A 21,043-nucleotide genomic window follows, 5' to 3' on the forward strand; every position below is an offset into this window, starting at 1 on the left:
GCGTTCGCAAGATATATCGAACGGCAGGCAGTTCCTCTTTTCATGCGCTATTTTCTCGACACTGAATTTAATGGCTTTGGCGGCGCGTTGATGAGCGTCGCGCTGGTGCCTGAACATGGCGACCAGGAATTTTACGTCGCGCTGCCTTTGCCCGACGATGTCGAGCCATGGGTGGCGCAGCATGTCGTCCCCTATCTGCGCCATGTGCCGCCGGGCATATATCTGGAACTCAACCGGGTGGATGCCGCTGACCATGTCGCTGCCTATCTGGAGGGCGATGACGATCCGCTGATCATCGCCGACTGGCCGGAGGATCTCGCCCATTTCTGCGCCCTGCTGGTCAAGGGACCGGCGCTGATGGCCGGAGTGGATTTCGGTCTGCGGCTGGAACTGATCAACGCGGCGGGCTTTAGCGCGGCGGCCAACAGCCGGGTGCCGCACAACGCCCTGCATGACGCGCGGGCGCTGCGGGATTTCTACTTCGCCGATTGAGGCACAGTGGCGCGCCCTATCCGCGCCCGTTCGAGCCACCACAATAGCGCACTGACCAGCAGCCAGCCCAGAGCGAAGGGCCAGGGCGATCCGGGGTTTGGCTGGCCCGTGGCCTTTCGGTCGCCCGGCGTTGGTGGACGCAGCGTCAGCATGGCGTCCCGATCCCGCGCAGCGCGCATGACCGGCAGAGCATCAGCGGGCTGGACGTAGAAGGGCGTCGGCTGGCTGTTCCGCGGTTGGCGCAACAGGTGCCAGCCTGCTCTCTCTGGCCAGAACGCGCCGCAACCGCCCACGGGGAGCAGGTTCGCCATCCGTCCATCTGGGCGTTCGACCTGTGCCGCAGCGGTTAGACCGCACAGGACCATGCGCTCGCCCGCCCAGCCGGACGTGGTGATCGGGGTCATGCCGGGGGCTGGGCGCGCAACAGTCGCCAGCATCGCGCTCCACCAGTCGCCATAGAGCGTCCGATACCCCGTCAGCGTCAACGGATAGCTGTCGATCCCGGTGAACAGCGCAACGCGCCCGGTGCCGACCGCCCGCCACGCCGCCAGCGTCGCGCCCCCCGCATCGCGCAGCAACTGCACGGCATCGCCGCCATCAGGCGTCAGGCCAAGGCGGCTGATCTCCGGCAGCATCTCGTCGGGCAGGGCGATGTCTGCTGGCACATCGTCGCTGCCGATGCCTTGACGGGTACGGGCGATGGCGGGTGGGAGAGCCTTGGGCAAAGCGAGCGGTGCCACGCCATCCTTGCCAGCCAAGCCAAAGCCCAACGCCCGCCACTGGCCGCGCGTCGCCGCGTCGATCGGCCCGCTGGCGCGCAGGATCAGGCCCAGACCGTCCCTCACCGCGCCCATCACTACGCCCCGCCGCGTTGCCCAACTCCGGTCGTCGATGATCGCGACATCGAACCGGCGCAGCGTCGCGCCGTCGATCGCTATTGGTGCGTCACCCAGTGCAATCCCGCCGCCCGCGCTCATCTGCGTCGTGACGGCAAAGCCCGCATCACTCGCCCATCGACGCAGATATTTGATCTCGGCATTGGGCGCGGCGGAGAGGATCAGCAGGCGCGGGGCGGGACTGTCCGCCACCAGCACCGGCACGCTGGCCTGTTCCACGGTGCGTCGCCCGTCGCGTACGCGCAGGGTGAATAGCACCGCTCCGGCAGCGCGCGCCGTACCGGTCAAAGTAAAGCGCCCATCGGCATCGGCCTGAACGCTGTCCGTCACCTGGCCCGCGGGGTCCAGCAACTCGACGGTGGCGCGGGGCAGGGCGCTTAGCTGGCCGCAAACGCTGAAACTGCTCCCCGGCGCAACGATCGCTGGGGGAGCGACATGGCTGATCCCCGGACGCTGCGGCGGCGGGTCGAAGCGGACGGCAACAGTCTTGGCCGCATCCATGTCCCGTAGCGGCAGGCCGTTGCCCACCACGATAATCTCGCTGGTGCCGGGATGCCGACGCAGCGCGGTCGCAAGGTCCGGCACGCGCTCACCAGCACCAGTGTCCGGGGCTTCGGGCAGCAGGATGAGCGGGCTGCCCATAGCGGCAAGACGCGGCGTTCCCTGCGTCGCGATCCGCAGCGCGTCGCCACCCGTTGTTACCGCAGGCGGAAACAGGGTCAGGAACAGCAGCACCGCACAGATTGGCTGGAGCAACAGCAGAGCGATCAGGCGCTTGGGCGACGGCGCGGCAGCGCTGCGATACCACAGGATCAAGCGCACGCTTGCCAGCAGCACGGCCATGCCCAGCAGGATGGCGGTGATCCATGCCGGGGTCATGGTGTGCCTCCACCAATCACGCTCTGATAGCTTGTACCACCAGCATCGGCCGGACGGCGGCGGGCGAGGTGGGCGGGGGGCCGCTCCATCGCGGTCCACAGCAAGGCGCGCAGCTTGGCGCGACAGGGCAGGCAGGCCGGGTCGCGCCGCACCGCGTCGATCGCGCCCGACAGCGCCAGTGGATCGGGCAAATGCGCGGCTTGTCCCCGCGCCCAGCGATCGAGCGCATCCAGCTCGATTGGTCCCCGGATCGCACCCGGCCCGTCGCCCAGAGCGCGCCAGGCTGCGGCGGCGGGACCATCGCGTCCCTCGACAGGGCTGATCGCCAGAACGCGGCTCGACAGCCCCTCCCGCTTGCCGGTCATGCGGCGACTGGCGTCGATCGGCGGCAGTTCCGGCCCGACCCGCGACAGGAAGATGCGCGTCGCCTGCTGCACATCCTTGATGAAGCGCAGCGCGCGATAGGCGTAGGGCAGCGCCAGATCGGGATGACCCTGTTTCAGTTGCAGTTCGGACTGCCACATTTCATCGACCGCCTTTTTCAGGATCGCGCGGGTTTCTGGATCAAGGCTGGACGCAGGCGAATCATCATGCGGATGACCGAAATCCGCCAGCACATCCTCCGGCGCGCCGAAGCCGGGTCCGGGCTGGCGCGGCGGCCCGCCATGATCATGGCCGTCATCGTCGCTATGCTGCTCGCCGTCATTGGTGGGTGGTTCGGGCGTGCCTTCCTCCTCGCCGCCCAGAAACTGGCTGTAGCGACCGCGCAATATCTGCTGGTCGCCGCCGATGCTGGCGGATCGGGCGAGATAGCGATCGGGCGCAAGGCGGCGCTTCTGCTTGATCAGCGTTTCGGCGTCGATGATGATCTGGCGCTGGCTGCGGAAATAGGCGGGCAGGGTGGTGTTGACCATGCCCTGGAGGCCGCTGCTTTCGGGCTGCTTGGGCGATGGCCAGCGCAGGATCAGGCTGGGGCCGCGCACTTCGTTCGCAACGGGCTGGCGCGTGTCGCGGACGATCAGTTGCACCACCATGTCGCCGCCCGCGCCAAAGCCCAGAGCGCTGAAGTCGAGCCGGGGACTGAAGCGCCTGTCGCGCGCGGGACCGCTGCCGGACAAGGCGATCTCGCGCTCGCTAAAGGTCACATTCTCGCCCTCGCCAATCGCCAGCGTAATGCGCAGCCGGGCGGTGGCGGCGACGCCATAGTCGTCCGTCGCGGCAAAGACTGGCGACCAGCTACGCTGGCCGGCCGTCACCATGCTCAGGCTGGCGGCGGGGCTGAGTGCTTTCACCTGCGGCGGGTTATCGGCAATGGCGTCGATCCGGTGGAGCGGCGGCGTCGGGCCACGGCCAGAGGCGGGATCGACACGATAGAGGAAGGAAGCGTCGAGCGTGCGGCTGGCAATCCAGTTGGCACCATCGCGGCGCAGGGCAAGCCGCGCGCCACCAACGGGCTGGATCGCGGGGACAGTCGCTTGTGGATCAAAGCGCAACGTCCATTCGATCCGCGATCCCACCGGCGCGCGGGCGTCCAGCGACGCCAAATCGCGCGGCGGCAGTCCGGTATAGGCAGGCGGGATGATCCGCAGATTCTGAGCGACCAGACGGGGTATGCCGGGCGTTGCGGGGAGTGCTTCCGTGCTGGGGGCCAGGGTCGGCGGGCCGTGACCGGGGCGAGGCCAGAACAGCGCCAATCCGATCATGATCAAACCGGCGATCCACAGGATCGGGATCAGGCGGCGCGACCAGTCGGGGCGCAGGCTTTGCGGACTGTCGCCGTCGATCCGGTCCGCCAGACGCGCCTGCTGGAGCCGTTCGAGTGGACCGAGCATGGCCGGGTCAGCGAACAACAGGTCGGCGCTGTCCTCCAAATCCGGGCGATTAGCATCCAGCGCGCGGACCAGCCAGCGCTGGTCGTAGCGGGCTGCCCGATGGCGGGCGACCAGCAGGGCGATCGCGACACCGATCAGGACAGTCACCACGACGGCGACCATGCCGGACAAGCGCCAGCCGATCGCGGCGAGCGCCAAAATCAGCGGAACGGCAAGCACCAGACTGTCGGCCAACACCCGACGTCTTGCAGGGGCCGTCCAGCGCGCGAGCAAATCCGCCGCGCTCATGGATTGGCCCCCCGGCTGCGGCGGGTCGCCAGCCAGCGTTCTGCGATGAGCAGCGCCGCGATCAACATGGCCAGCCACGGGCGCACATCCTGCGGCGGCTGGTCATAGACGCGACCACCGGTCAGCGGAGCATAATCGACGGCAGCAACCCGCGCTGGTGCTTGCGGAGTGGGGGCCAGCACAGCGCGCAGCTGCGCCGGAAAATCACCCTCCAGCAGGGCTGGCATCATGGCCGGTGTCAGGGGGCGGGTGAAACGCAACAGCCGCCCTTGGCCCAAAGGTATCGCCTCGACCAACGCCACGCCAAGCGGATCACGCCAAAGCGAAGCGCGTGGCTTGTCTGCAGGCACCAGTATGTCCGAAGCGACCAGCGCTGTTCCGCCCTGCGCGATCCACTGGGTCAGACCGTCCGGCATCGTGCCGCCGCCCAGCCAGATGAGGAGGTGGCGCTGGTCTGGCAGTGGCGCATCGAGCGAGCCAATGTCGATCGCCGACGCGCGTCCAGCGGGCTGCCAGGCCAGCGCAGCGGCGCGCAGATAGCGGATGCCGCCACGATGCTGGTCATCGTGCCGGATCGACAGCAACGGCATGGCGACAGGCTGGCTGCGAGGTGTGGACATGGCACCCGACACGATGCGCCAACTTACCTTGCGCGAGAGTCGCAGCCGGTCGGCGTCGGCCCCTTCGATCACTTGCGGCGTAACAATGGTCAGCGGGACCCCTGCCGGAATATCCGCGTCGAGTTGGCGGATCAGGCTGGCAACCGGCAGCGCCCCGGTCGGCGATGGCTGGTCGATCGCTGGAAAGCTGGGTGCCAGCCAGACGGTTCGGACGTCGCCAGTCGGGGCGCGCGCCGGATCGACACCGGGCACCAGCGCGACGACCGGCGTGCGGTCCCCCGCCCCGAACAGCACCGGATGGGCGAGCCACAAGGCCACCAGCGCCAACAACATAAGGCGCAGCAACAGCAACGCCCTTTCGTCAAAACGCAACCGCGATCGTGGCCGGGGCTTTTGCCGCAGCCAGCGTAAGGCGGCGAAATCGGTCGGCACCTGCTCGCTGCGCCGGGCGATATGGATGATCAGCGGGATGACGAGCGCCAGCAGCGCCGCCAGTGCGCCGGGCAGCAACAGGGCTGGCGTCATGAATATTCCGCCGATTCATGCGGACCGAACAGGCGGCGCAGGGGCAGGTCGATCGGCTGGTCCAGCACATGCGTGGCGTAACGGATGCCCATAGCATCGAGCCGATCGTGAAGCGCATCGCGCGCCGCGCCGAAACGGGTCAGAAATTCGCTGCGCAAGGCCGCCCCGTCCGCCAGCAACTCCTCGCCCGTTTCAGGGTCACGGAAGCGATAGCCGCCATCGAACGGAAAATCGCGCTCGGCGACCGTCAGCATTTCGATCACCAGCGTTTCGCGCCCCGCTGCGGCCAGTTTTTCCGCCAGTTCGATCGCGCCAGGATCGAAGCAGTCGCTCAGCAGGATGACCAGATCGCGCGCGCCGATCCGCTCCCACAGCGGGCCAAGCTGGTCCTCCCGCGCAAAGCCGCCTACCGCGTCCACCGCGATCAGGTCCAGCAACAGCCGGTCCCGCTGCCGTGCGCCGCTGGCAGAGGGCAGCAGCGTCAGCCCGTGATCGCTCAGCGCCATCCAGCCAAAACGGTCGCCCTGCCGCATCGCCAGGTCAGCGATGCAGGCGGCCAGCGCTTTTGCCGCGTCGAAGCGGCGATAGTCGGGGCGGGCAGCATCGGCCTGCGCCATGGAGGCGCTGGCGTCCATCAATATCCACACCGCGACCGGGCTTTCCCGCTCCGCTTCCCGCACGAAGAATTTGTCCGACCGGGCGTAGAGTTTCCAGTCGATCTGGCGCAGTTCGTCGCCGCGCTCATAGGCGCGATATTGCGCGAATTCGAGGCCCGCGCCCCGGCTGTGGCTCTGGTGCAGCCCAATGCCGTGCGACCCCACTGCCCGGCGCGTGACGAGGCGCAGGCTTTTCAGCCTGCTGCGCACATCCGGGGGAATGAGATCGACCATCCGCAAGCTCAGCTGAGCGGCACGGCGCGCAGCAGGGCGGCCACGACATCGTCGGCGCTGCGTCCTTCCGCCTCCGCCGCGAAGGACAGGAGCAGGCGGTGCCGCATCACCGGCGCGGCCAGCGCGACAATATCGTCGCGTGTTGCGGCCAGCCGTCCATGCAGCAGCGCGCGCGCCTTGGCCGCCAAGATCAGCGACTGGCCAGCGCGCGGCCCCGCACCCCATTTCACATATTTGCGGATATCGTCAGGCGCGCCGTCGCCGGGGCGGCTGGCGCGGACCATGCGGGTGACCCAGCGCAGCAGATCATCGCTAAAATGCACCTGCCGTACCCAGGCCTGCAACGCCAGCACCTCCTCCCCATGCATCACGGCAGGGACAGCGCTTGCCTTCGCTCCCGTTGTCTGAGCAAGGATGTCCTGCTCCTCCTGCTCGGTCGGATAATCGACGCGGATGTGGAGGAGGAAACGGTCCAACTGCGCTTCTGGCAACGGATAGGTGCCGGCCTGTTCCAGCGGATTTTGCGTTGCCAGCACAAAGAAGGGCGCGGGCAGTTGGTGCGTCACGCCCGCATAGCTCACCGTCTTTTCCTGCATCGCCTCCAGCAGCGCCGCCTGCGTCTTGGGCGGGGTGCGGTTGAGTTCGTCGGCGAGCAGCAGGTTGGTGAATACCGGCCCCTTCTGGAAACGGAAGCTGCGGTGTCCGGTGCCATGGTCCTCCTCCAGCAATTCGGTGCCGAGAATGTCGCTGGGCATCAGGTCGGGCGTGAACTGGACGCGGCGAAACTCCAGCTTGAGCGCTTCACCCAGCGAGCGCACCAGCAAGGTCTTGCCCAGCCCCGGCACCCCCTCCAGCAGGCAATGGCCACCCGCCAGCAGGCCGATCAGCAATTGTTCGACAACCTCGCCTTGCCCCACGATCGCCTGCCCGATCGCGGCGCGCAATTGCGTCAGGCGGGCAAGCTGGCCCTGAATATCGGCTTCGGTGATGCTGGTCATAGATGGTCCCTTACTGGGCAATTTCATGCTTACCGTTCACCCTGAGCCTGTCGAAGGGGCTTCCTTCTTGAAGGGAAGAACAAGGCTTCGACAGGCTCAGCCCGGACGGGGTTTAATTGGAGGCGTAAAAATTATGGATCACACCGACAGCGCATACATCACGATATTGACCCCGAACTTGGTATTATCCTCGGCCAGGAACCGTTTGTTGCGCCAGTCATAGTCCCATTCGCAGCCATAATCCTTGTTGCTGTACAGCACGCCTAGCCGCCCTTCGATCTCGATCCCTTTCAGATAGTCATGGACCAGATCATCACCCCAGCCGTTCAATTCCAGGCCGGTATTGGGTGGCCCGTCAAATTTGAAGAAAGACCGGTAGAGCGGGTGGACATTGGGCAGTTGTTTCAGCGCCCTGGCCCCGAAAATCTTGCTCATCTGCGCCTCGAACGATCGGGCGAACAGGCCGTCAATATCGTGGTTGCAATCATCGACCAGCACGAAGCCGCCATTGCGGACATAGCGTTCGAAATTGCGCCGTTCGGCGGGCGAAAACTCGACCAGCTTGTGCCCCGCGAGATAACAGAAGGGCGCGGTCAGCATTTTGGGGTCCGACAGGGCAATGACATGCTCCTTCGGGTCCACCCGCAACGTCGTATAGTCGATCAGCGACGTGATCAGGTTGGACGGCATCCGCTGGTCGACATCCCAGTCGCCCGAATCATAGCGCAGCCGCGTGAACCAGAAATCATAGCCCCCGGCGGCGGCGAGCGGCCGGGCCAGCATTGCGCTGGCCAGACCACCCGCCATCAACCGAAGAAAATCGCTCCGCGTCATATCGCGCGCATTGGCCTCACACCGCGTCCGACAGTGACGTGAAGGTGAAGTCGCGCAGTTTCATTGGCGGCACGACCATGGGGGCATCCGCTTCGTCTCCCTTCACCCGGACGGGTTTGCCCAGTTCCTCGACATTGTTGAGCATGATGACGGGGGATTCGTTGAAGCGGAAATTCTTGATCGGATATTTGATCTGGCCATTTTCGATATAGAAAGTGCCATCGCGGGTCAGGCCCGTGAGCAGCACCGTCTGCGGATCGACCATGCGGATATACCAGGTGCGGGACACCAATATGCCGCGCTCGGTCGTGCGCACCAGATCGGCGGTCGATTTGGTGCCACCGGTCATGATCAGATTGCCCGGCTGGGCCATGGCGGGCTTGCCCTGCTTTTGCGACCAGTAGCGCGAATATTCCATGTTCACGAGCTTGCCATTCTCGACGATCGGCATCTTTCTGCGCGGCAGGCCTTCTTCGTCCCACGGATAGACAGCCGCGCCCGGATAGGCCGGGTCGGCGAAGAAATTGACCTGCGGCCCGAACACCTGTTCGCCCAGCTTGTTGCCGCCGCCCTTTTTCGACAGGAAACTGCGGCCTTCATCGGCCGATCGCGCGTCGAAATAGAAGAACATGAACTGGATCAGACCAGCGGCCGCCGCCGGTTCCAGGATGACGGTATATTTGCCCGGTTCCAGCGCCTTGGCTTCGGCTGACGCACTCGCCTTGCGCATGGCGACGCGGATATCCTCGCCCGCGTTGAAGGTTGCGACGTCCTGTACATTATGCCCGACCCAGCCGGACCCGCGCCCATCCTCGGTACGGACGGTGCAGGTATAATCGGCACTGGTGCCGGTCTGGTAACCGTAATTGCCCTTGCTGTTCATGAAGGCGACGAACCCGGCCTGATCCTCCAGATAGCCCGCCGCGATCAGCTTTTCGGCGCGGCAGGGCGCGATCGAATCGATCGCCACCTTGGCGCGATAGTCAGCGGTGATCCCGGCGGTGGTAGCGCTGTATGTGGGGGTTGCTGTGTAGGTCTGCTTCTCGACCGCGGGCATGAATTCCGGGTTTTCCGGGGCCAGCTTGGCCAGCTCCTCCGCCCTGCGCACCACGCGCTCCAGCGCGGCATCGTCAAACTGGTTGATGGTCGCGATGCCGACCCGCTTGCCATAGGCGACCTGCACCGACAGTTCGATATTGTCGGTAATGCCTGCGGTCGACACGTCGTTGCGGGCGAAGCGCACATTGCCACGGATCGAACCGGTCAGCTGCGCGGTACATTCGTCCGCCTTGGAAAAGCCCACGACCTTGGTCAGGATCGCCTTGGCCTGTGCTTCGGAAAGGATGCTCATATTTTCTCTCCCTGACCGATCAACCGAGCGAACGGGCGGTGTTGATGACGTTGATGCCGTTGAAGCGCGCGGTGCTGGAGCCGTGCGACACGGCCGAAACCTGCGCAGGCTGGCCCTTGCCGTCGAAGAAGGAACCACCCAGGCGATAGTCGCTGGCGTCGCAGACCCCGGCGCAACCGTTCCAGAATTCCGGGGTGCGGATCTGGTAGGCCACATCCTCGATCTGCTGGGTGATCTTGCCCTGCTTGATCTCGTAGAAGAGCTGTCCGCCAAATTGCGCATTATAGCGCTGCTGGTCGATCGAGAAGCTGCCGTCGCCGATGATGTAGATGCCATCTTCGACATTGGAGATCATGTCGGCGACGCTCTGCTTGGCCTTGCCGGGTTCCAGGCTGACGTTCGCCATGCGCTGGAACTGCACGTTGGACCAGCTGTCGGCATAGCAGCAGCCGTCGCTTTCGCTCTTGCCCTCGATATGGGCCTGATCGCGGATCGCCTGATAGCCGACCAGCTTGCCGTTGCGAATGAGGTCCCATTTCTTGGTCTTGACGCCTTCGTCGTCGAAGGCGACCGCACCCAGGCTGCCGGGCTGCGTCTTGTCCGCGACGATGTTCACCTTGTCGCTGCCATATTGGAAATTGGCCTTCAGCTTGTCCATCGTGGCAAAGCTGGTGCCGGCATAATTGGCTTCATAGCCCAGCACCCGGTCGAGTTCGAGCGGATGGCCGACCGATTCGTGGATGGTGAGCCATGTGTGGGAGGGGTCCAGCACCAGATCATATTTGCCCGGCTTGACCGACGGTGCCTTGATCTTCGCGCGCGCCTGTTTGGCGGCGGCGATCGCATCTTCCTTCATGTCATAGCTGTTGCCGTAGACGGTGACGCCGTTTGGCAGCACGGTCTTGCCCGACGCCGCGCCATCCAGATATTCAAAGCCCAGCCCCATCGGCGCGGACAGGCCTTCGCGCACGCGGAACTTACCGGTCGCCTTGTCGACGGCGGTGACCTCCATCGGCGCCCAAATGCGGTGGACGTCCTGGTCGATATAGCTGCCGTCGGTGCTGGCAAAATATTTCTGCTCGTTGACCAGGAACAGGATGGAGCGGATGAAGTCCGCGCCTGCATCCATGGCGGCGGCATTCACCCCCATCAGCAGGTCGACCTTGTCCTTGATCGGCACGGTCATGCTGTTCTTGACGATCGGGGTGCGCCAGTTGACCTCGCCCGCGCCCTTGACCGGGGCGAGTTGTACCGGGGCGGACTGGGTCGGGGCATTGGCCTTGGCAATGGCGACCGCCTGGGTCGCGGCCTTGGCCACGGCTTCCTTGGTCATCTCGTTCGTCGCGGCAAAGCCCCATGCCCCGCCTGCGATCACGCGGATGCCGACGCCGGTCGATTCGGTGTTGACGATATTTTCGACATTGCGTTCGCGGGTGATGACGAACTGGCGCAGGTAGCGGCCGACGCGCACGTCGCAATAGGTTGCGCCTGCGCTCTTGGCTGCGTTCATCGCTGCGTCGGCCAGCGACTTCTTGACGGCGACGTCGATGGCGCTGCTCAGTTCCTCAGCCGCAATGACCTTGCCGAACATCGACGGCAGGATCAGGCCGCCCACGCCCATGGTGCCAAAGGCCAGAAAATCTCTTCTGTGCAAGGTTCGTCTCCACCTGCAAATGCCCGCGCGACGCGGGTCGGATTGTGCTTGGGATGCGGCCGGTCGGCCGTACCGATAGCCGGGATCATCGCGGCAGGGCGGGGCCGGGTCAAACATCTTTTACGACTGCGCAACTTGGGGTCGCCCGCTTTCGACATATGACATCTGTCGAAAGTCGCTGGCCAATGCGGAACAGGCCGGACGTTGCGTGGACGCAACAAAATCCGGCGCGGATGGCCGTTCCCCGTGAAGGGGTGTATCCGTTCATGATACTGTGAAGAAAGTTGGTCGGGGAAAGAGGATTCGAACCTCCGGCCCCTGCCTCCCGAAGACAGTGCTCTACCAGGCTGAGCTATTCCCCGACCGATGCCGAAGCCGCCGTCAAGCGACCCCGTAAGGCAGGCCGCAGCCTATAGAGACGGCTTTTCAGGCTGGCAAGCGGCCAGAGCGGCTTTTTTTGCACCTCACAAAAGCCCGGCAGCGCGGAAGCTGAACCGGCTTTCCCCGGCCTCTATCATATGGTCGGCCAGCCGCATGTCGAGCGGGCGGAGCCGCCGCGTGAGGGCGCGGGTCAGGGCGATGTCGGCCGGGCGGGGCAGGGCGGGGGCGTCGCCGGGTCGCTGCTGGTGGATGGCCAGCCATCGCCCCTCCAGCGCCAGCAACTGACCGATGACGGTACGCCAGTCGTGCGCCAATGGCACGCGGTCGCGGGGACGCCAGGTGCGATCGAGGATGAGCAGGTCCAGTCCGGCCATGGGCGAAATGTGACCCAGGCGCGCTCCGCCTCGCCAGCGCAAGCCGCGCCATTATGGTGAAAGGCACGCGCAATCTGGTCCAGAACGAACGGGACATTGGCGGGCGGGACTGGCTGGGCTAGAGCGGGTGACGACCCACAGCCTTTCAGTTCAGGATGCCCGCCCTTGCGCGACATGACGCCCCATTATGAGCAGCAATATCTCGACCTGATGCGCCACATCTGGCGACATGGCGACGAAAGGGTCGACCGCACCGGGGTGGGCACTCGGTCGATCCTGGGCGCGACGATGCGTTTTGCGCTGGCCGACGACGCGGTGCCGCTGTTGACGACCAAGCGGGTCTATTGGAAGGTGGCGGCGCGGGAGATGCTGTGGTTCCTGTCGGGCGACACCAATATCCGCGAACTGGTGCGGCAGGGTGTGCATATCTGGACCGACTGGCCGCTCGACGCCTATCGCCGCGCAACCGGCGAGGCGATCGACCGGGATGCGTTCGAGGCGCGAATCATCGAGGATGAAGCGTTCGCGCGGCAATGGGGTGATCTAGGTCCGGTCTATGGCGCGCAGTGGGTCAACTGGCCGCGTTATGAGCCGGCGGGCGATGGCCTCTATCGGCGGGCAGCCCAAGGGCATAACCAGATTGCCGATCTGGTCGCGGCGATCCGGGCGACGCCGGGGTCGCGGCGGTTGCTGTTCACGGGCTGGAATGTCGCGGAAGTCGCCAATATGGCGCTGCCGCCCTGCCATATGACCTATCAGTTTCAGGTGTCGAACGGGAAGCTCAACGGCTTGTTGTTCCAACGCAGTTGCGACCTGGGACTGGGGTTCGCCTTCAACATATTCGGCCTGTCGATGATCACCCGGATGCTGGCGCAGCAATGCGATCTGGAGCCGGGCGAGGTGGTCTGGCAGGGCGGAGACGTGCATCTCTATCTGAACCATGCCGCGCTGGTTGAGGCGCAGATGGAGAGAATTCCGTCGGGAGCGCCAAAGCTGCGGATCAATCGGCGGCCTTCGGACATTTTCAGCTACGCCATCGAGGATTTCGAGGTGACCGACTACGCGCCGCAAGCCCATATTTCCGCGCCGGTCGCTGTCTAGGGCGACAGTGAGCCGGACATAGTGAAAAGGAAAAATGGGTAAGGAAGGCTTGCCTTTCGTGGTGACGTAATATAATGTTAGCCACAAGCAACATTATTGCGATGCAGCATTAGGAGGCAGGATGACCGATCCGCACGATTCGGCGCGATTGCAGGGTGAAGCCGGGCGTAATCTGCCCCCGCTGCGCCTGCACGTCCCTGAGCCGCCCGCCCGCCCCGGCGAGAGCGCGGACTTCACCCATTTCGACATTCCTGCCGCCGACGCAGCGCCCCGGCCCGACGAAACGGCGCAGCCTGCGACCATGCGCGACATGGCCTATGGGCTGGTGCGGGTGCTCGACGAGAATGGCGCGGCGGTCGGGCAATGGAACCCCAACCTGCCGCCCGAAACTTTGCTGCGGATGCTGCGCGCGATGGCGCTGACCCGCGCGTTTGACGGGCGTATGTTCCGGGCGCAGCGGCAGGGCAAGACCAGCTTCTATATGAAGTCGACTGGCGAGGAAGCGGTGTCGATCGGCGCGGCGCTGGCGCTGCATCGCGATGATATGTGCTTCCCCAGCTATCGCCAGCAGGGCATCCTCATCGCGCGTGACTGGCCGATCATCGACATGATGAACCAGATTTATTCCAACAAGGGCGACCGGCTGAAAGGTCGCCAGTTGCCGATCATGTATTCGGCGCGGGAGGCGGGCTTCTTCTCCATCTCCGGCAATCTGACCACCCAATATCCCCAAGCAGTCGGCTGGGCGATGGCAAGCGCGGCGCGCGGCGACACGCGGATCGCGGCGACCTGGTGCGGCGAGGGTTCCACGGCGGAGGGCGATTTCCATAGCGCTTGCACCTTCGCCAGCGTCTATCGCGCGCCGGTCATCATGAACGTCGTCAACAACCAATGGGCGATCAGCAGCTTTTCAGGGTTCGCCGGGGCCGAGGCGACGACCTTTGCCGCGCGCGCCGTGGGCTATGGCATTGCGGGGCTGCGGGTCGATGGCAATGACGTGTTGGCGGTCTATGCCGCGACCCGTTGGGCGGCCGACCGGGCGCGGGCCAATGCCGGGCCGACGCTGATCGAGCATTTTACCTATCGCGTCGAAGGGCATAGCACGTCGGACGATCCGACCGCCTATCGCTCTGCCGAGGAAAGCAGCCTGTGGCCGCTGGGCGACCCGATCGCGCGGCTCAAGCAGCATTGCATCACGCTGGGCATCTGGGACGAGGATCGCCACGCCGCGATGGACAAGGAACTGGCCGAGATGGTTCGCGACGCCGCGCGCGAAGCGGAGAAGAACGGCATCCTTGGCCACGGCCTGCACCATCCGATGGAAAGCATGTTCGAGGATGTGTTCGAGGACATGCCCTGGCACCTGAAGGAACAGCAGCAACAGATGCTGGACGAATGGAAGGCGGCGGGGCTGTGAGTGACGTCATGACGCAAGAGGCAGGCACGGACGTGCAGCACATGAACATGATCCAGGCGATCAACAGCGCTATGGACGTGATGATGGAGCGCGACCCGACGGTCGTGGTGATGGGCGAGGATGTCGGCTTTTTCGGCGGCGTGTTCCGCGCCACCGCCGGGCTGCAACAGAAATATGGCAAGAACCGCGTGTTCGACACGCCGATCACTGAATGTGGCATCATTGGCGTCGCGGTGGGCATGGGCGCCTATGGCCTGCGGCCGGTGCCGGAAATCCAGTTTGCCGACTATATCTATCCCGCGCTCGACCAGCTCGTGTCGGAAGCCGCACGGCTGCGCTATCGGTCGGCGGGCGAGTTCATCGCGCCGATGACGGTGCGATCGCCCTTTGGCGGGGGCATTTTCGGCGGCCAGACCCATTCGCAATCGCCCGAAGGCATCTTCACCCATTGTTCGGGGATCAAGACGGTGATCCCGTCCACCCCCTATGATGCCAAGGGGCTGCTGATCGCGGCGATCGAGGATAATGATCCGACGATCTTCTTTGAACCCAAGCGCATCTATAACGGCCCGTTCGACGGCGAATATGACACGCCGGCGACCAGCTGGGCCGGGCATAAGGATGCGCAGGTGCCGACCGGCTATTATCGCATCCCGCTGGGTCAGGCGCGGATCGCGCGGGCGGGCGAGGCGCTGACCATCCTCTGCTATGGCACGATGGTCCATGTCGTTGAGCATACGGTCGCGATGCTGGGTCTGGACGCGGAGATTGTTGACCTGCGCAGCCTGGTGCCGCTCGACATCGAAACGATCGAGGCGTCGGTGAAAAAGACCGGACGCTGCCTGATCGTGCATGAAGCCACCCGCACCAGCGGCTTTGGCGCGGAATTGCTCGCCCAGGTGCAGGAACGCTGCTTCCATCATCTCGAAGCGCCGATCGAGCGGGTGACCGGGTTCGACACGCCTTATCCGCACAGTCTGGAATGGGCCTATTTCCCCGGTCCCGTCCGTATCCGCGAAGCCATCAACAAGATCATGAAGGATTGAGCGCCATGGCTCTGTTCACATTCAAGCTGCCGGATATCGGCGAAGGCATCGCGCAGGCCGAAATAGTCGGCTGGCACGTCAAGGTCGGTGACCGGGTCGAGGAGGACCAGCCGATCGCCGACATGATGACCGACAAGGCGACAGTCGAGATGGAAAGCCCGGTCGCGGGCACCATCATGCGGCTGGCGGGCGAAGAAGGCGATCAGGTCTCGATCGGCGCGATGCTGGTGGAGATTGAGGTCGAGGGCGAGGCAGTCGCTGCACCGATGCCGCCGGTCGAGGTGATCGAGGCGGAGGTGCCATTCCTCCCCGAAACGGGGAGGGGGACCGCGAGCGAAGCGAGTGGTGGAGGGGGCGAGCGTCTGGACGCACCCTTGGAAGAGTTGGCGAACCCATCGAATGTCGTGCCGGAGGCCAACCCCCTCCACCACCCTTCGGGCGGTCCCCCTCCCCGTGCCGGGGAGGACAAGATCCTCGCCTCCCCAGCCGTCCGCGCCCGCGCGAAGGATCTGGGCATCGACCTGGCGCAGGTAAAGTCCGCTGGCGACCATATCCGCCATGCCGATCTCGACGCCTATCTGCTCTACGGGCAGGGACAGGGCTATCGCGCGGCGGGGGCGTCCGCGCGTCGTCCCGACGAGCAGGTCAAGGTCATCGGGATGCGCCGTCGCATCGCGGAGAATATGGCCGCGTCCAAGCGCCACATCCCCCACTTCACCTATGTCGAGGAAATCGACGTCACCGCGCTGGAAACCCTACGTGAACAGCTCAACGCCAGCCGTGGTGACAAGCCAAAGCTCACCATGTTGCCGCTGCTGATCGTCGCGATCTGCAAGACGTTGCCCGATTTCCCGATGCTCAATGCCCGCTATGATGATGAGGCGGGCGTGGTGACCCGCCATGGATCGGTGCATCTGGGCCTCGCGACGCAGACCGATGCGGGCCTCATGGTGCCGGTGATCCGCGATGCGCAGGACCGCAACGTCTGGCAGCTGGCGAGCGAAATCCGCCGTCTGGCCGACGCCGCCCGGTCGGGCAAGGCGAAGTCGGAAGAACTGTCCGGCTCCACCCTGACGCTGACGTCCTTGGGACCGCTGGGCGGCATCGCAACGACGCCGGTCATCAACCGGCCGGAAGTGGCGATTATCGGTCCCAACCGGGTGATCGAGCGGCCGGTATTCCGCGGCAAGGAGATTGTCGCGGCGAAGCTGATGAACCTGTCGATCAGTTGCGACCACCGTGTCGTCGATGGCTGGGACGCGGCCAGCTATGTGCAGGCCATCCGCAAATTGCTGGAAAACCCCGCGCTGCTGTTCGTCGATTAATATTCAGCGCATCGTCGCGCGATAGCTGAGCCGTCCGGCATGGCCGGGCGGCACTGCTTGCGGTAGCGACCAGCGGACATGAGTTACATCGGCGGCCACGGCGCGGCGCGTGCCGCCCAGTGGCGTGGGTAGCCATAGCTGCTCCATCCGGCCCCAATGCGCGCCACCATCGACCGACACCTGCATGGTCGGATCGGTCGGGTCGATTTGCGCGCCACGCGGCAGTGGGCGCACCACGGCCTGATCGCGCAGAGGCGCGCTGCCGTCATTGCGCCAATGGACGATGACGATCAGCTGGTCGCCGGGCGCAATCCGGTCTGCGCTGGCCAATATCCGGCGTGAGCGGCCGTTGACGTCAGTCGTCACCCGCTCGACGAACATCTGCGTGTCGAGCCGGACGCCCGATTGCGCCCTTGCCGTTTGTGACGCCGCAAGGCCCGTCAGCGCGATCATCCATGACAATGTGGCGGCCTTCATGCCCATTCCCGTTCTGCATTCCCTTGTTCGTCCCTAGAACGGTCCGGCCAATATTTGGTTAAGCCGCTGTTTTCCTGCGCCCGGTCATGGTCCGGCCCTGCTTTGCAAATTGACGCCCGGTAGCAGCGAGCGCACATCGGAACGGCCTTTCGACCGGAGAATCAATCCACCGTGAAATTGCACGAACAGCAGGAAATCAATCGCAGGCGCGACCGGCTGCTCGCATCGATCGCGCTGACGGCGGGCATTGGACTGATGCTGGCGCTGCCCTTTGCGCTGCGCGCCGGAGCGGAGTTTTTCCTGCCATTGACCGCCGCGCTGGTGATCGCGATCGCGCTCGTGCCGCTGCTCGAATGGATGGAGCGGCACCGGCTGCCGTCGGGACTGGCCGCGTTGCTGGCAGTGATCGGATTCCTGGTGGTTGCCAATACCGCGCTGGTGCTGATCATCGTGCCAGCGACCGACTGGTTCCGCATCCTGCCCCAGCGACTGCCGCAGATTCAGGCGAACCTGGCCCCGCTGATAGACTTTTATTCCAACCTCCAGCGCTTCGTCGACGAAACGGTGCAGATGCTGGCGACCGGGCCGGTTGCGGCGGCGCAGACAGCTACCGTCGATACGCCGCGATCGTTGCTCCAATTTGCCGCCATGTCTGCGCCTGCCGCGATCATCCAGATGGTGTTCGCTCTGCTCATTATCTACTTCTTTCTGGCGGGTTGGACCCGGCTGCGGCGGCGCACGATCAACAGCCGCGACAGTTTCGATGGGGCGCTGGCGGTGGCGCGGGTGATCCAGAATGTGGTCGATGCGACATCGGCCTATGTCATCACCATTGCCGTCATCAACCTGTGCCTGGGGCTGGCGGTCGCGCTGGCGTTGTGGCTGATCGGGATGCCGTCGCCTTTGATGTGGGGGGGCATCGTCGCATTACTCAATTTCGTGCCCTATTTCGGGCCGATGCTGGCCGCCGTGCTGCTGGCGCTGGGCGGGTTGATGGTGTTCGACGATGTGTGGGTAGCGCTGATGCCCGCCGCGCTCCAGGTCGGCTTTCATCTGGTCGAGGCCAATGTGATCACGCCCACGGTGCTGGGGCGGCGGCTGACGATGAACCCGCTGCTGATTCTCGTGTCGCTCACCTTCTGGGGCTGGGTGTGGGGGACGCCGGGCGCGCTGCTGGGTGTGCCGCTGCTGATCATCATCCAGACCGTCGTTTCGGCCGCTGGCACGCCCGATATCGCCGGTTTCCTGTTCGAGCAGGGGACGCTGACGGTCGCGCCGCGCAAAGAAAGTGACGAGAATGCGAAAACAGCCGATGCGGACGGTTGACAGTCCCGGCGGACGCACATAGACGGCGCTTCCACACCGAACGCGGGTGTAGCTCAGTTGGTTAGAGTGCCGGCCTGTCACGCCGGAGGTCGCGGGTTCGAGCCCCGTCACTCGCGCCACTTTCCTTGACCGGAAGGTGGGAATAAGGTGGATCAGACAGCATCGTCTGGGGACTAAAATCCCGAACAGATGTCACCCTGCGCGGGTGTAGCTCAGTTGGTTAGAGTGCCGGCCTGTCACGCCGGAGGTCGCGGGTTCGAGCCCCGTCACTCGCGCCATTTCCTGCCGATGCAGGGGATGGCGCAATCGCGCAGATGAACGGGCCGACACGCATGGTATCGGCCCGCCTGTCATTGGCTCACAGATTATCGCCCGTGATCGCGGGAGCGAGCGGTTCGTTGGCCAGCCAGCGATAGATGCCGCCTGCGGCCAGCGCGCCGATTATCGGGGCCAGCCAGAACAGCCATAGTTGCTGCACCGCCAGTCCGCCGACCACCAGCGCCGGACCCGTGCTGCGCGCCGGATTGACCGATGTGTTGGTCACCGGAATGCTGATCAGGTGGATCAGCGTCAGCGCCAGACCGATCGCGATCGGCGCAAAGCCTGCGGGCGCGCGGCTGTCGGTCGATCCCAGGATGATGATCAGGAAGCCCAGCGTCAGCACCGCTTCAATCGCAAGGCCCGCTTCCATGCTATAGCCACCGGGCGACTGCGCCCCATAGCCGTTGACCGCCAGCCCGGTACCGGTCAGGGCGAAATCCGGCTGGCCGCTGGCGATGAACAGCAATAGCTGCGCCGCGATGACTGCGCCTATCAGTTGCGCGATGATATAGGGCGCGATGTCGCGCACCGGAAAGCGCCCGCCTGCCCACAGGCCGACGGTAACGGCCGGGTTGAGGTGACAGCCCGATATATGGCCGATCGAATAGGCCATGGTCAGTACCGTCAGCCCGAACGCCAGGCTGACGCCCAGCAGGCCGATGCCGACATCAGGGAAGGCCGCCGCCAGCACCGCGCTGCCGCAGCCGCCGAAAACCAGCCAGAATGTGCCGAACGCTTCTGCAAACAGCCGTTTGCTCATGGGAACCATCGCATCGTCCTCCTGTGGGGGTTGGCAAGGGCCACCGACAGGCTGTGCGTCCCCCGGCGCGCGGTGGCCGCCGCCCGGTGGTTCAGATGTGACGGGCAGGGGGCAGGATCGCGCCATAAGCGCGCCTTCTGTGTCGACTGGCGCATGGACATGGCTTTGCCCCCCTTCCGCAGTCAGGAAGCAGCGCGCGTCTCCGCAATAGGGGATAGGCCGTTACGCTTCCTTAACGGAACAGATACAGGCAGGCGGGATGCTTGTCACCGCTGTTAATCAGCCGCGCCGCCAACGCCCCGTCTCCATCCACGCGAGCAGGCGGCGCAATGGTAGCACCCATATCCACACGATCCCCAGAACGACATAGAGCGGCGTCTGTGCCCATACCGGCAGCGAGCCGATCAGGCCCGACAGGCTGGCCACCATCACCGCCCACAGCGCGATCAGGCCGACGATCGCCAGCATCCCCACCGGCTTGCGCCAGCTTGGGCGATGATAATGGCGCGGGTCGATGCTCATGTCAGTGGCCCTTCGATCAGTTCGACTTCGGTCAGCACCATATGCAGCGGCAAGTCCCACGGGTCGGCAGGCACGGCATCCTGTTCCTGCACCGACCAGGCGATGCCGATGCGTAGCGCGTCAGGGAAGCGGGCAAAGGCGCGGTCATAATAGCCGCCGCCTTGACCCAGTCGATTGAGGGCGCGATCGAACCCGACCAGCGGGGCGATGATGACGTCAGGCGTCACCGGACCATCGCCGGGTTCGGGGTGGCTGGTGCGGAACGGGCCGGGCAGCAATATGTCGTCAGGCTGCCAGCGCAGGAAGTCCATGCTGCCCAACCGATCCAGCACGCGCGGCAGAGCCACGGTCTTGCCCATGGCGCTCAGTTGGTGCGCCAGCCGTTGCGCGGGTGCTTCATCGTCCAGCCCCATGTAGAGCGCGACCACCCGTGCGTCTGCAATGCGGCGGGCGAGGGGGGAAGGCAGCACCTTGAACGCCAGCCGGTGCGCCAGCGGATCAAGCGTCGAGACGAAGGCACGGCGGCGGTCGCGCGCGATCTGGCGCAAGCTCGTCTTGTCGATGGTGTCGCCGTTCATCCGTATGTCTGCCTGCTCACTATCGTGTTCCCGCCTGCGCGGGAACACGTCTATATTTGGATCGCTTGCCTTGGAAGGGTGACGGGACCGCCTTGGCCGTTTGCTGGAAAATCCTCTGACGCCTCAACGTCAGGTGGGGACCATGTAGATCGGGCC

At 64.9% G+C, this 21,043-nt stretch carries 19 protein-coding genes and 3 tRNA genes; 8 read left to right on the top strand and 14 right to left on the bottom strand.

Annotation, left to right across the window (positions count from 1 at the left end; genetic code table 11):
* Positions 1-42 precede the first annotated feature (42 nt).
* A complete protein-coding gene (locus KRZ98_RS03650) occupies positions 43-492 on the top strand; it encodes a hypothetical protein (RefSeq protein ID WP_217672428.1) in 450 nt (149 codons plus the stop codon).
* On the opposite strand, the gene KRZ98_RS03655 is transcribed toward KRZ98_RS03650, so the two are convergent.
* The 10 genes from KRZ98_RS03655 to KRZ98_RS03700 form a co-directional block, all read right to left on the bottom strand.
* Entirely contained in the window at positions 477-2,267 is a 1,791-nt protein-coding gene (locus KRZ98_RS03655; protein WP_217672264.1) for a carboxypeptidase-like regulatory domain-containing protein, read from the bottom strand. The genes KRZ98_RS03650 and KRZ98_RS03655 overlap by 16 nt on opposite strands.
* A complete protein-coding gene (locus tag KRZ98_RS03660; protein ID WP_217672265.1) occupies positions 2,264-4,387 on the bottom strand; it encodes a DUF4175 domain-containing protein in 2,124 nt (707 codons plus the stop codon). Before KRZ98_RS03660 ends, KRZ98_RS03655 begins: the two co-directional genes overlap by 4 nt.
* Positions 4,384-5,532 carry a BatA domain-containing protein gene (locus KRZ98_RS03665; protein ID WP_217672266.1) on the bottom strand — a complete coding sequence of 383 codons (1,149 nt, stop codon included), beginning with the start codon at positions 5,530-5,532 and terminating at the stop codon, positions 4,384-4,386. Before KRZ98_RS03665 ends, KRZ98_RS03660 begins: the two co-directional genes overlap by 4 nt.
* On the bottom strand, positions 5,529-6,422 hold the full coding sequence (locus KRZ98_RS03670) for a DUF58 domain-containing protein (protein WP_217672267.1): 894 nt from the start codon (positions 6,420-6,422) through the stop codon (positions 5,529-5,531). The genes KRZ98_RS03665 and KRZ98_RS03670 overlap by 4 nt, the downstream gene beginning before the upstream one ends.
* 8 nt (positions 6,423-6,430) lie before the next feature.
* Entirely contained in the window at positions 6,431-7,420 is a 990-nt protein-coding gene (locus tag KRZ98_RS03675) for a MoxR family ATPase (protein WP_217672268.1), read from the bottom strand.
* Positions 7,421-7,558: 138 nt separating this feature from the next.
* Positions 7,559-8,254 carry a DUF4159 domain-containing protein gene (locus tag KRZ98_RS03680; RefSeq protein WP_217672269.1) on the bottom strand — a complete coding sequence of 232 codons (696 nt, stop codon included), beginning with the start codon at positions 8,252-8,254 and terminating at the stop codon, positions 7,559-7,561.
* 16 nt (positions 8,255-8,270) lie between these two features.
* Entirely contained in the window at positions 8,271-9,605 is a 1,335-nt protein-coding gene (locus KRZ98_RS03685) for a TldD/PmbA family protein (RefSeq protein ID WP_217672270.1), read from the bottom strand.
* Positions 9,606-9,624: 19 nt separating this feature from the next.
* The gene (locus KRZ98_RS03690; RefSeq protein WP_217672271.1) at positions 9,625-11,259 is read right to left on the bottom strand and encodes a TldD/PmbA family protein; all 1,635 of its coding nucleotides are present in this window, start codon (positions 11,257-11,259) and stop codon (positions 9,625-9,627) included.
* 285 nt (positions 11,260-11,544) lie between these two features.
* Positions 11,545-11,621: transfer RNA gene (locus KRZ98_RS03695), tRNA-Pro, on the bottom strand.
* Between the two features lie 102 nt (positions 11,622-11,723).
* On the bottom strand, positions 11,724-12,014 hold the full coding sequence (locus tag KRZ98_RS03700) for a JAB domain-containing protein (RefSeq protein ID WP_217672272.1): 291 nt from the start codon (positions 12,012-12,014) through the stop codon (positions 11,724-11,726).
* A gap of 174 nt (positions 12,015-12,188) precedes the next feature.
* Here KRZ98_RS03700 and thyA point away from each other — a divergent pair, with 174 nt between their 5' ends.
* From thyA to KRZ98_RS03720, 4 genes are all read left to right on the top strand, one after another.
* The gene (gene thyA / locus KRZ98_RS03705) at positions 12,189-13,115 is read left to right on the top strand and encodes a thymidylate synthase (RefSeq protein ID WP_217672429.1); all 927 of its coding nucleotides are present in this window, start codon (positions 12,189-12,191) and stop codon (positions 13,113-13,115) included.
* Between the two features lie 121 nt (positions 13,116-13,236).
* The gene (locus KRZ98_RS03710) at positions 13,237-14,532 is read left to right on the top strand and encodes a 3-methyl-2-oxobutanoate dehydrogenase (2-methylpropanoyl-transferring) subunit alpha (protein ID WP_217672273.1); all 1,296 of its coding nucleotides are present in this window, start codon (positions 13,237-13,239) and stop codon (positions 14,530-14,532) included.
* Positions 14,533-14,573: 41 nt separating this feature from the next.
* The gene (locus KRZ98_RS03715) at positions 14,574-15,578 is read left to right on the top strand and encodes an alpha-ketoacid dehydrogenase subunit beta (protein WP_217672430.1); all 1,005 of its coding nucleotides are present in this window, start codon (positions 14,574-14,576) and stop codon (positions 15,576-15,578) included.
* A gap of 5 nt (positions 15,579-15,583) precedes the next feature.
* Entirely contained in the window at positions 15,584-16,903 is a 1,320-nt protein-coding gene (locus KRZ98_RS03720; RefSeq protein ID WP_217672274.1) for a dihydrolipoamide acetyltransferase family protein, read from the top strand.
* A 3-nt stretch (positions 16,904-16,906) separates the two neighbouring features.
* On the opposite strand, the gene KRZ98_RS03725 is transcribed toward KRZ98_RS03720, so the two are convergent.
* Positions 16,907-17,380, bottom strand: coding sequence for a hypothetical protein (locus tag KRZ98_RS03725; protein WP_217672275.1), 474 nt, complete (start codon positions 17,378-17,380; stop codon positions 16,907-16,909).
* 171 nt (positions 17,381-17,551) lie between these two features.
* Between KRZ98_RS03725 and KRZ98_RS03730 the strand changes: the two genes are divergently transcribed.
* The 3 genes from KRZ98_RS03730 (at position 17,552) to KRZ98_RS03740 (ending at position 18,984) form a co-directional block, all read left to right on the top strand.
* Complete coding sequence (locus KRZ98_RS03730; RefSeq protein ID WP_217672276.1) at positions 17,552-18,706, top strand: AI-2E family transporter; 1,155 nt, start codon at positions 17,552-17,554, stop codon at positions 18,704-18,706.
* A gap of 42 nt (positions 18,707-18,748) precedes the next feature.
* Positions 18,749-18,825, top strand: a tRNA-Asp gene (locus KRZ98_RS03735).
* An 82-nt stretch (positions 18,826-18,907) separates the two neighbouring features.
* Positions 18,908-18,984: transfer RNA gene (locus KRZ98_RS03740), tRNA-Asp, on the top strand.
* 80 nt (positions 18,985-19,064) lie between these two features.
* On the opposite strand, the gene aqpZ is transcribed toward KRZ98_RS03740, so the two are convergent.
* From aqpZ to KRZ98_RS03755, 3 genes are all read right to left on the bottom strand, one after another.
* A complete protein-coding gene (aqpZ, locus tag KRZ98_RS03745; RefSeq protein WP_217672277.1) occupies positions 19,065-19,796 on the bottom strand; it encodes an aquaporin Z in 732 nt (243 codons plus the stop codon).
* 270 nt (positions 19,797-20,066) lie between these two features.
* Entirely contained in the window at positions 20,067-20,309 is a 243-nt protein-coding gene (locus KRZ98_RS03750; RefSeq protein WP_217672278.1) for a DUF2842 domain-containing protein, read from the bottom strand.
* Positions 20,306-20,887, bottom strand: a complete 582-nt coding sequence (locus KRZ98_RS03755; protein WP_217672279.1) for a 5-formyltetrahydrofolate cyclo-ligase — start codon at positions 20,885-20,887, stop codon at positions 20,306-20,308. The genes KRZ98_RS03750 and KRZ98_RS03755 overlap by 4 nt, the downstream gene beginning before the upstream one ends.
* Between the last annotated feature and the right edge of the window lie 156 nt (positions 20,888-21,043).

Source organism: Sphingobium sp. AS12 (assembly GCF_019097845.1).
Taxonomy (GTDB): domain Bacteria; phylum Pseudomonadota; class Alphaproteobacteria; order Sphingomonadales; family Sphingomonadaceae; genus Sphingobium.

Coding starts and splice junctions, on each gene's coding strand:
- KRZ98_RS03755 (WP_217672279.1), bottom strand. CDS start 20,887: ATGAACGGCGACACCATCGACAAGACGAGCTTGCGCCAGATCGCGCGC.
- KRZ98_RS03670 (WP_217672267.1), bottom strand. CDS start 6,422: ATGGTCGATCTCATTCCCCCGGATGTGCGCAGCAGGCTGAAAAGCCTG.
- KRZ98_RS03720 (WP_217672274.1), top strand. CDS start 15,584: ATGGCTCTGTTCACATTCAAGCTGCCGGATATCGGCGAAGGCATCGCG.
- KRZ98_RS03660 (WP_217672265.1), bottom strand. CDS start 4,387: ATGAGCGCGGCGGATTTGCTCGCGCGCTGGACGGCCCCTGCAAGACGT.
- KRZ98_RS03700 (WP_217672272.1), bottom strand. CDS start 12,014: ATGGCCGGACTGGACCTGCTCATCCTCGATCGCACCTGGCGTCCCCGC.
- thyA (WP_217672429.1), top strand. CDS start 12,189: ATGACGCCCCATTATGAGCAGCAATATCTCGACCTGATGCGCCACATC.
- KRZ98_RS03725 (WP_217672275.1), bottom strand. CDS start 17,380: ATGAAGGCCGCCACATTGTCATGGATGATCGCGCTGACGGGCCTTGCG.
- KRZ98_RS03750 (WP_217672278.1), bottom strand. CDS start 20,309: ATGAGCATCGACCCGCGCCATTATCATCGCCCAAGCTGGCGCAAGCCG.
- KRZ98_RS03685 (WP_217672270.1), bottom strand. CDS start 9,605: ATGAGCATCCTTTCCGAAGCACAGGCCAAGGCGATCCTGACCAAGGTC.
- KRZ98_RS03655 (WP_217672264.1), bottom strand. CDS start 2,267: ATGACCCCGGCATGGATCACCGCCATCCTGCTGGGCATGGCCGTGCTG.
- aqpZ (WP_217672277.1), bottom strand. CDS start 19,796: ATGGTTCCCATGAGCAAACGGCTGTTTGCAGAAGCGTTCGGCACATTC.
- KRZ98_RS03650 (WP_217672428.1), top strand. CDS start 43: ATGCGCTATTTTCTCGACACTGAATTTAATGGCTTTGGCGGCGCGTTG.
- KRZ98_RS03710 (WP_217672273.1), top strand. CDS start 13,237: ATGACCGATCCGCACGATTCGGCGCGATTGCAGGGTGAAGCCGGGCGT.
- KRZ98_RS03675 (WP_217672268.1), bottom strand. CDS start 7,420: ATGACCAGCATCACCGAAGCCGATATTCAGGGCCAGCTTGCCCGCCTG.
- KRZ98_RS03665 (WP_217672266.1), bottom strand. CDS start 5,532: ATGACGCCAGCCCTGTTGCTGCCCGGCGCACTGGCGGCGCTGCTGGCG.
- KRZ98_RS03715 (WP_217672430.1), top strand. CDS start 14,574: ATGAACATGATCCAGGCGATCAACAGCGCTATGGACGTGATGATGGAG.
- KRZ98_RS03680 (WP_217672269.1), bottom strand. CDS start 8,254: ATGACGCGGAGCGATTTTCTTCGGTTGATGGCGGGTGGTCTGGCCAGC.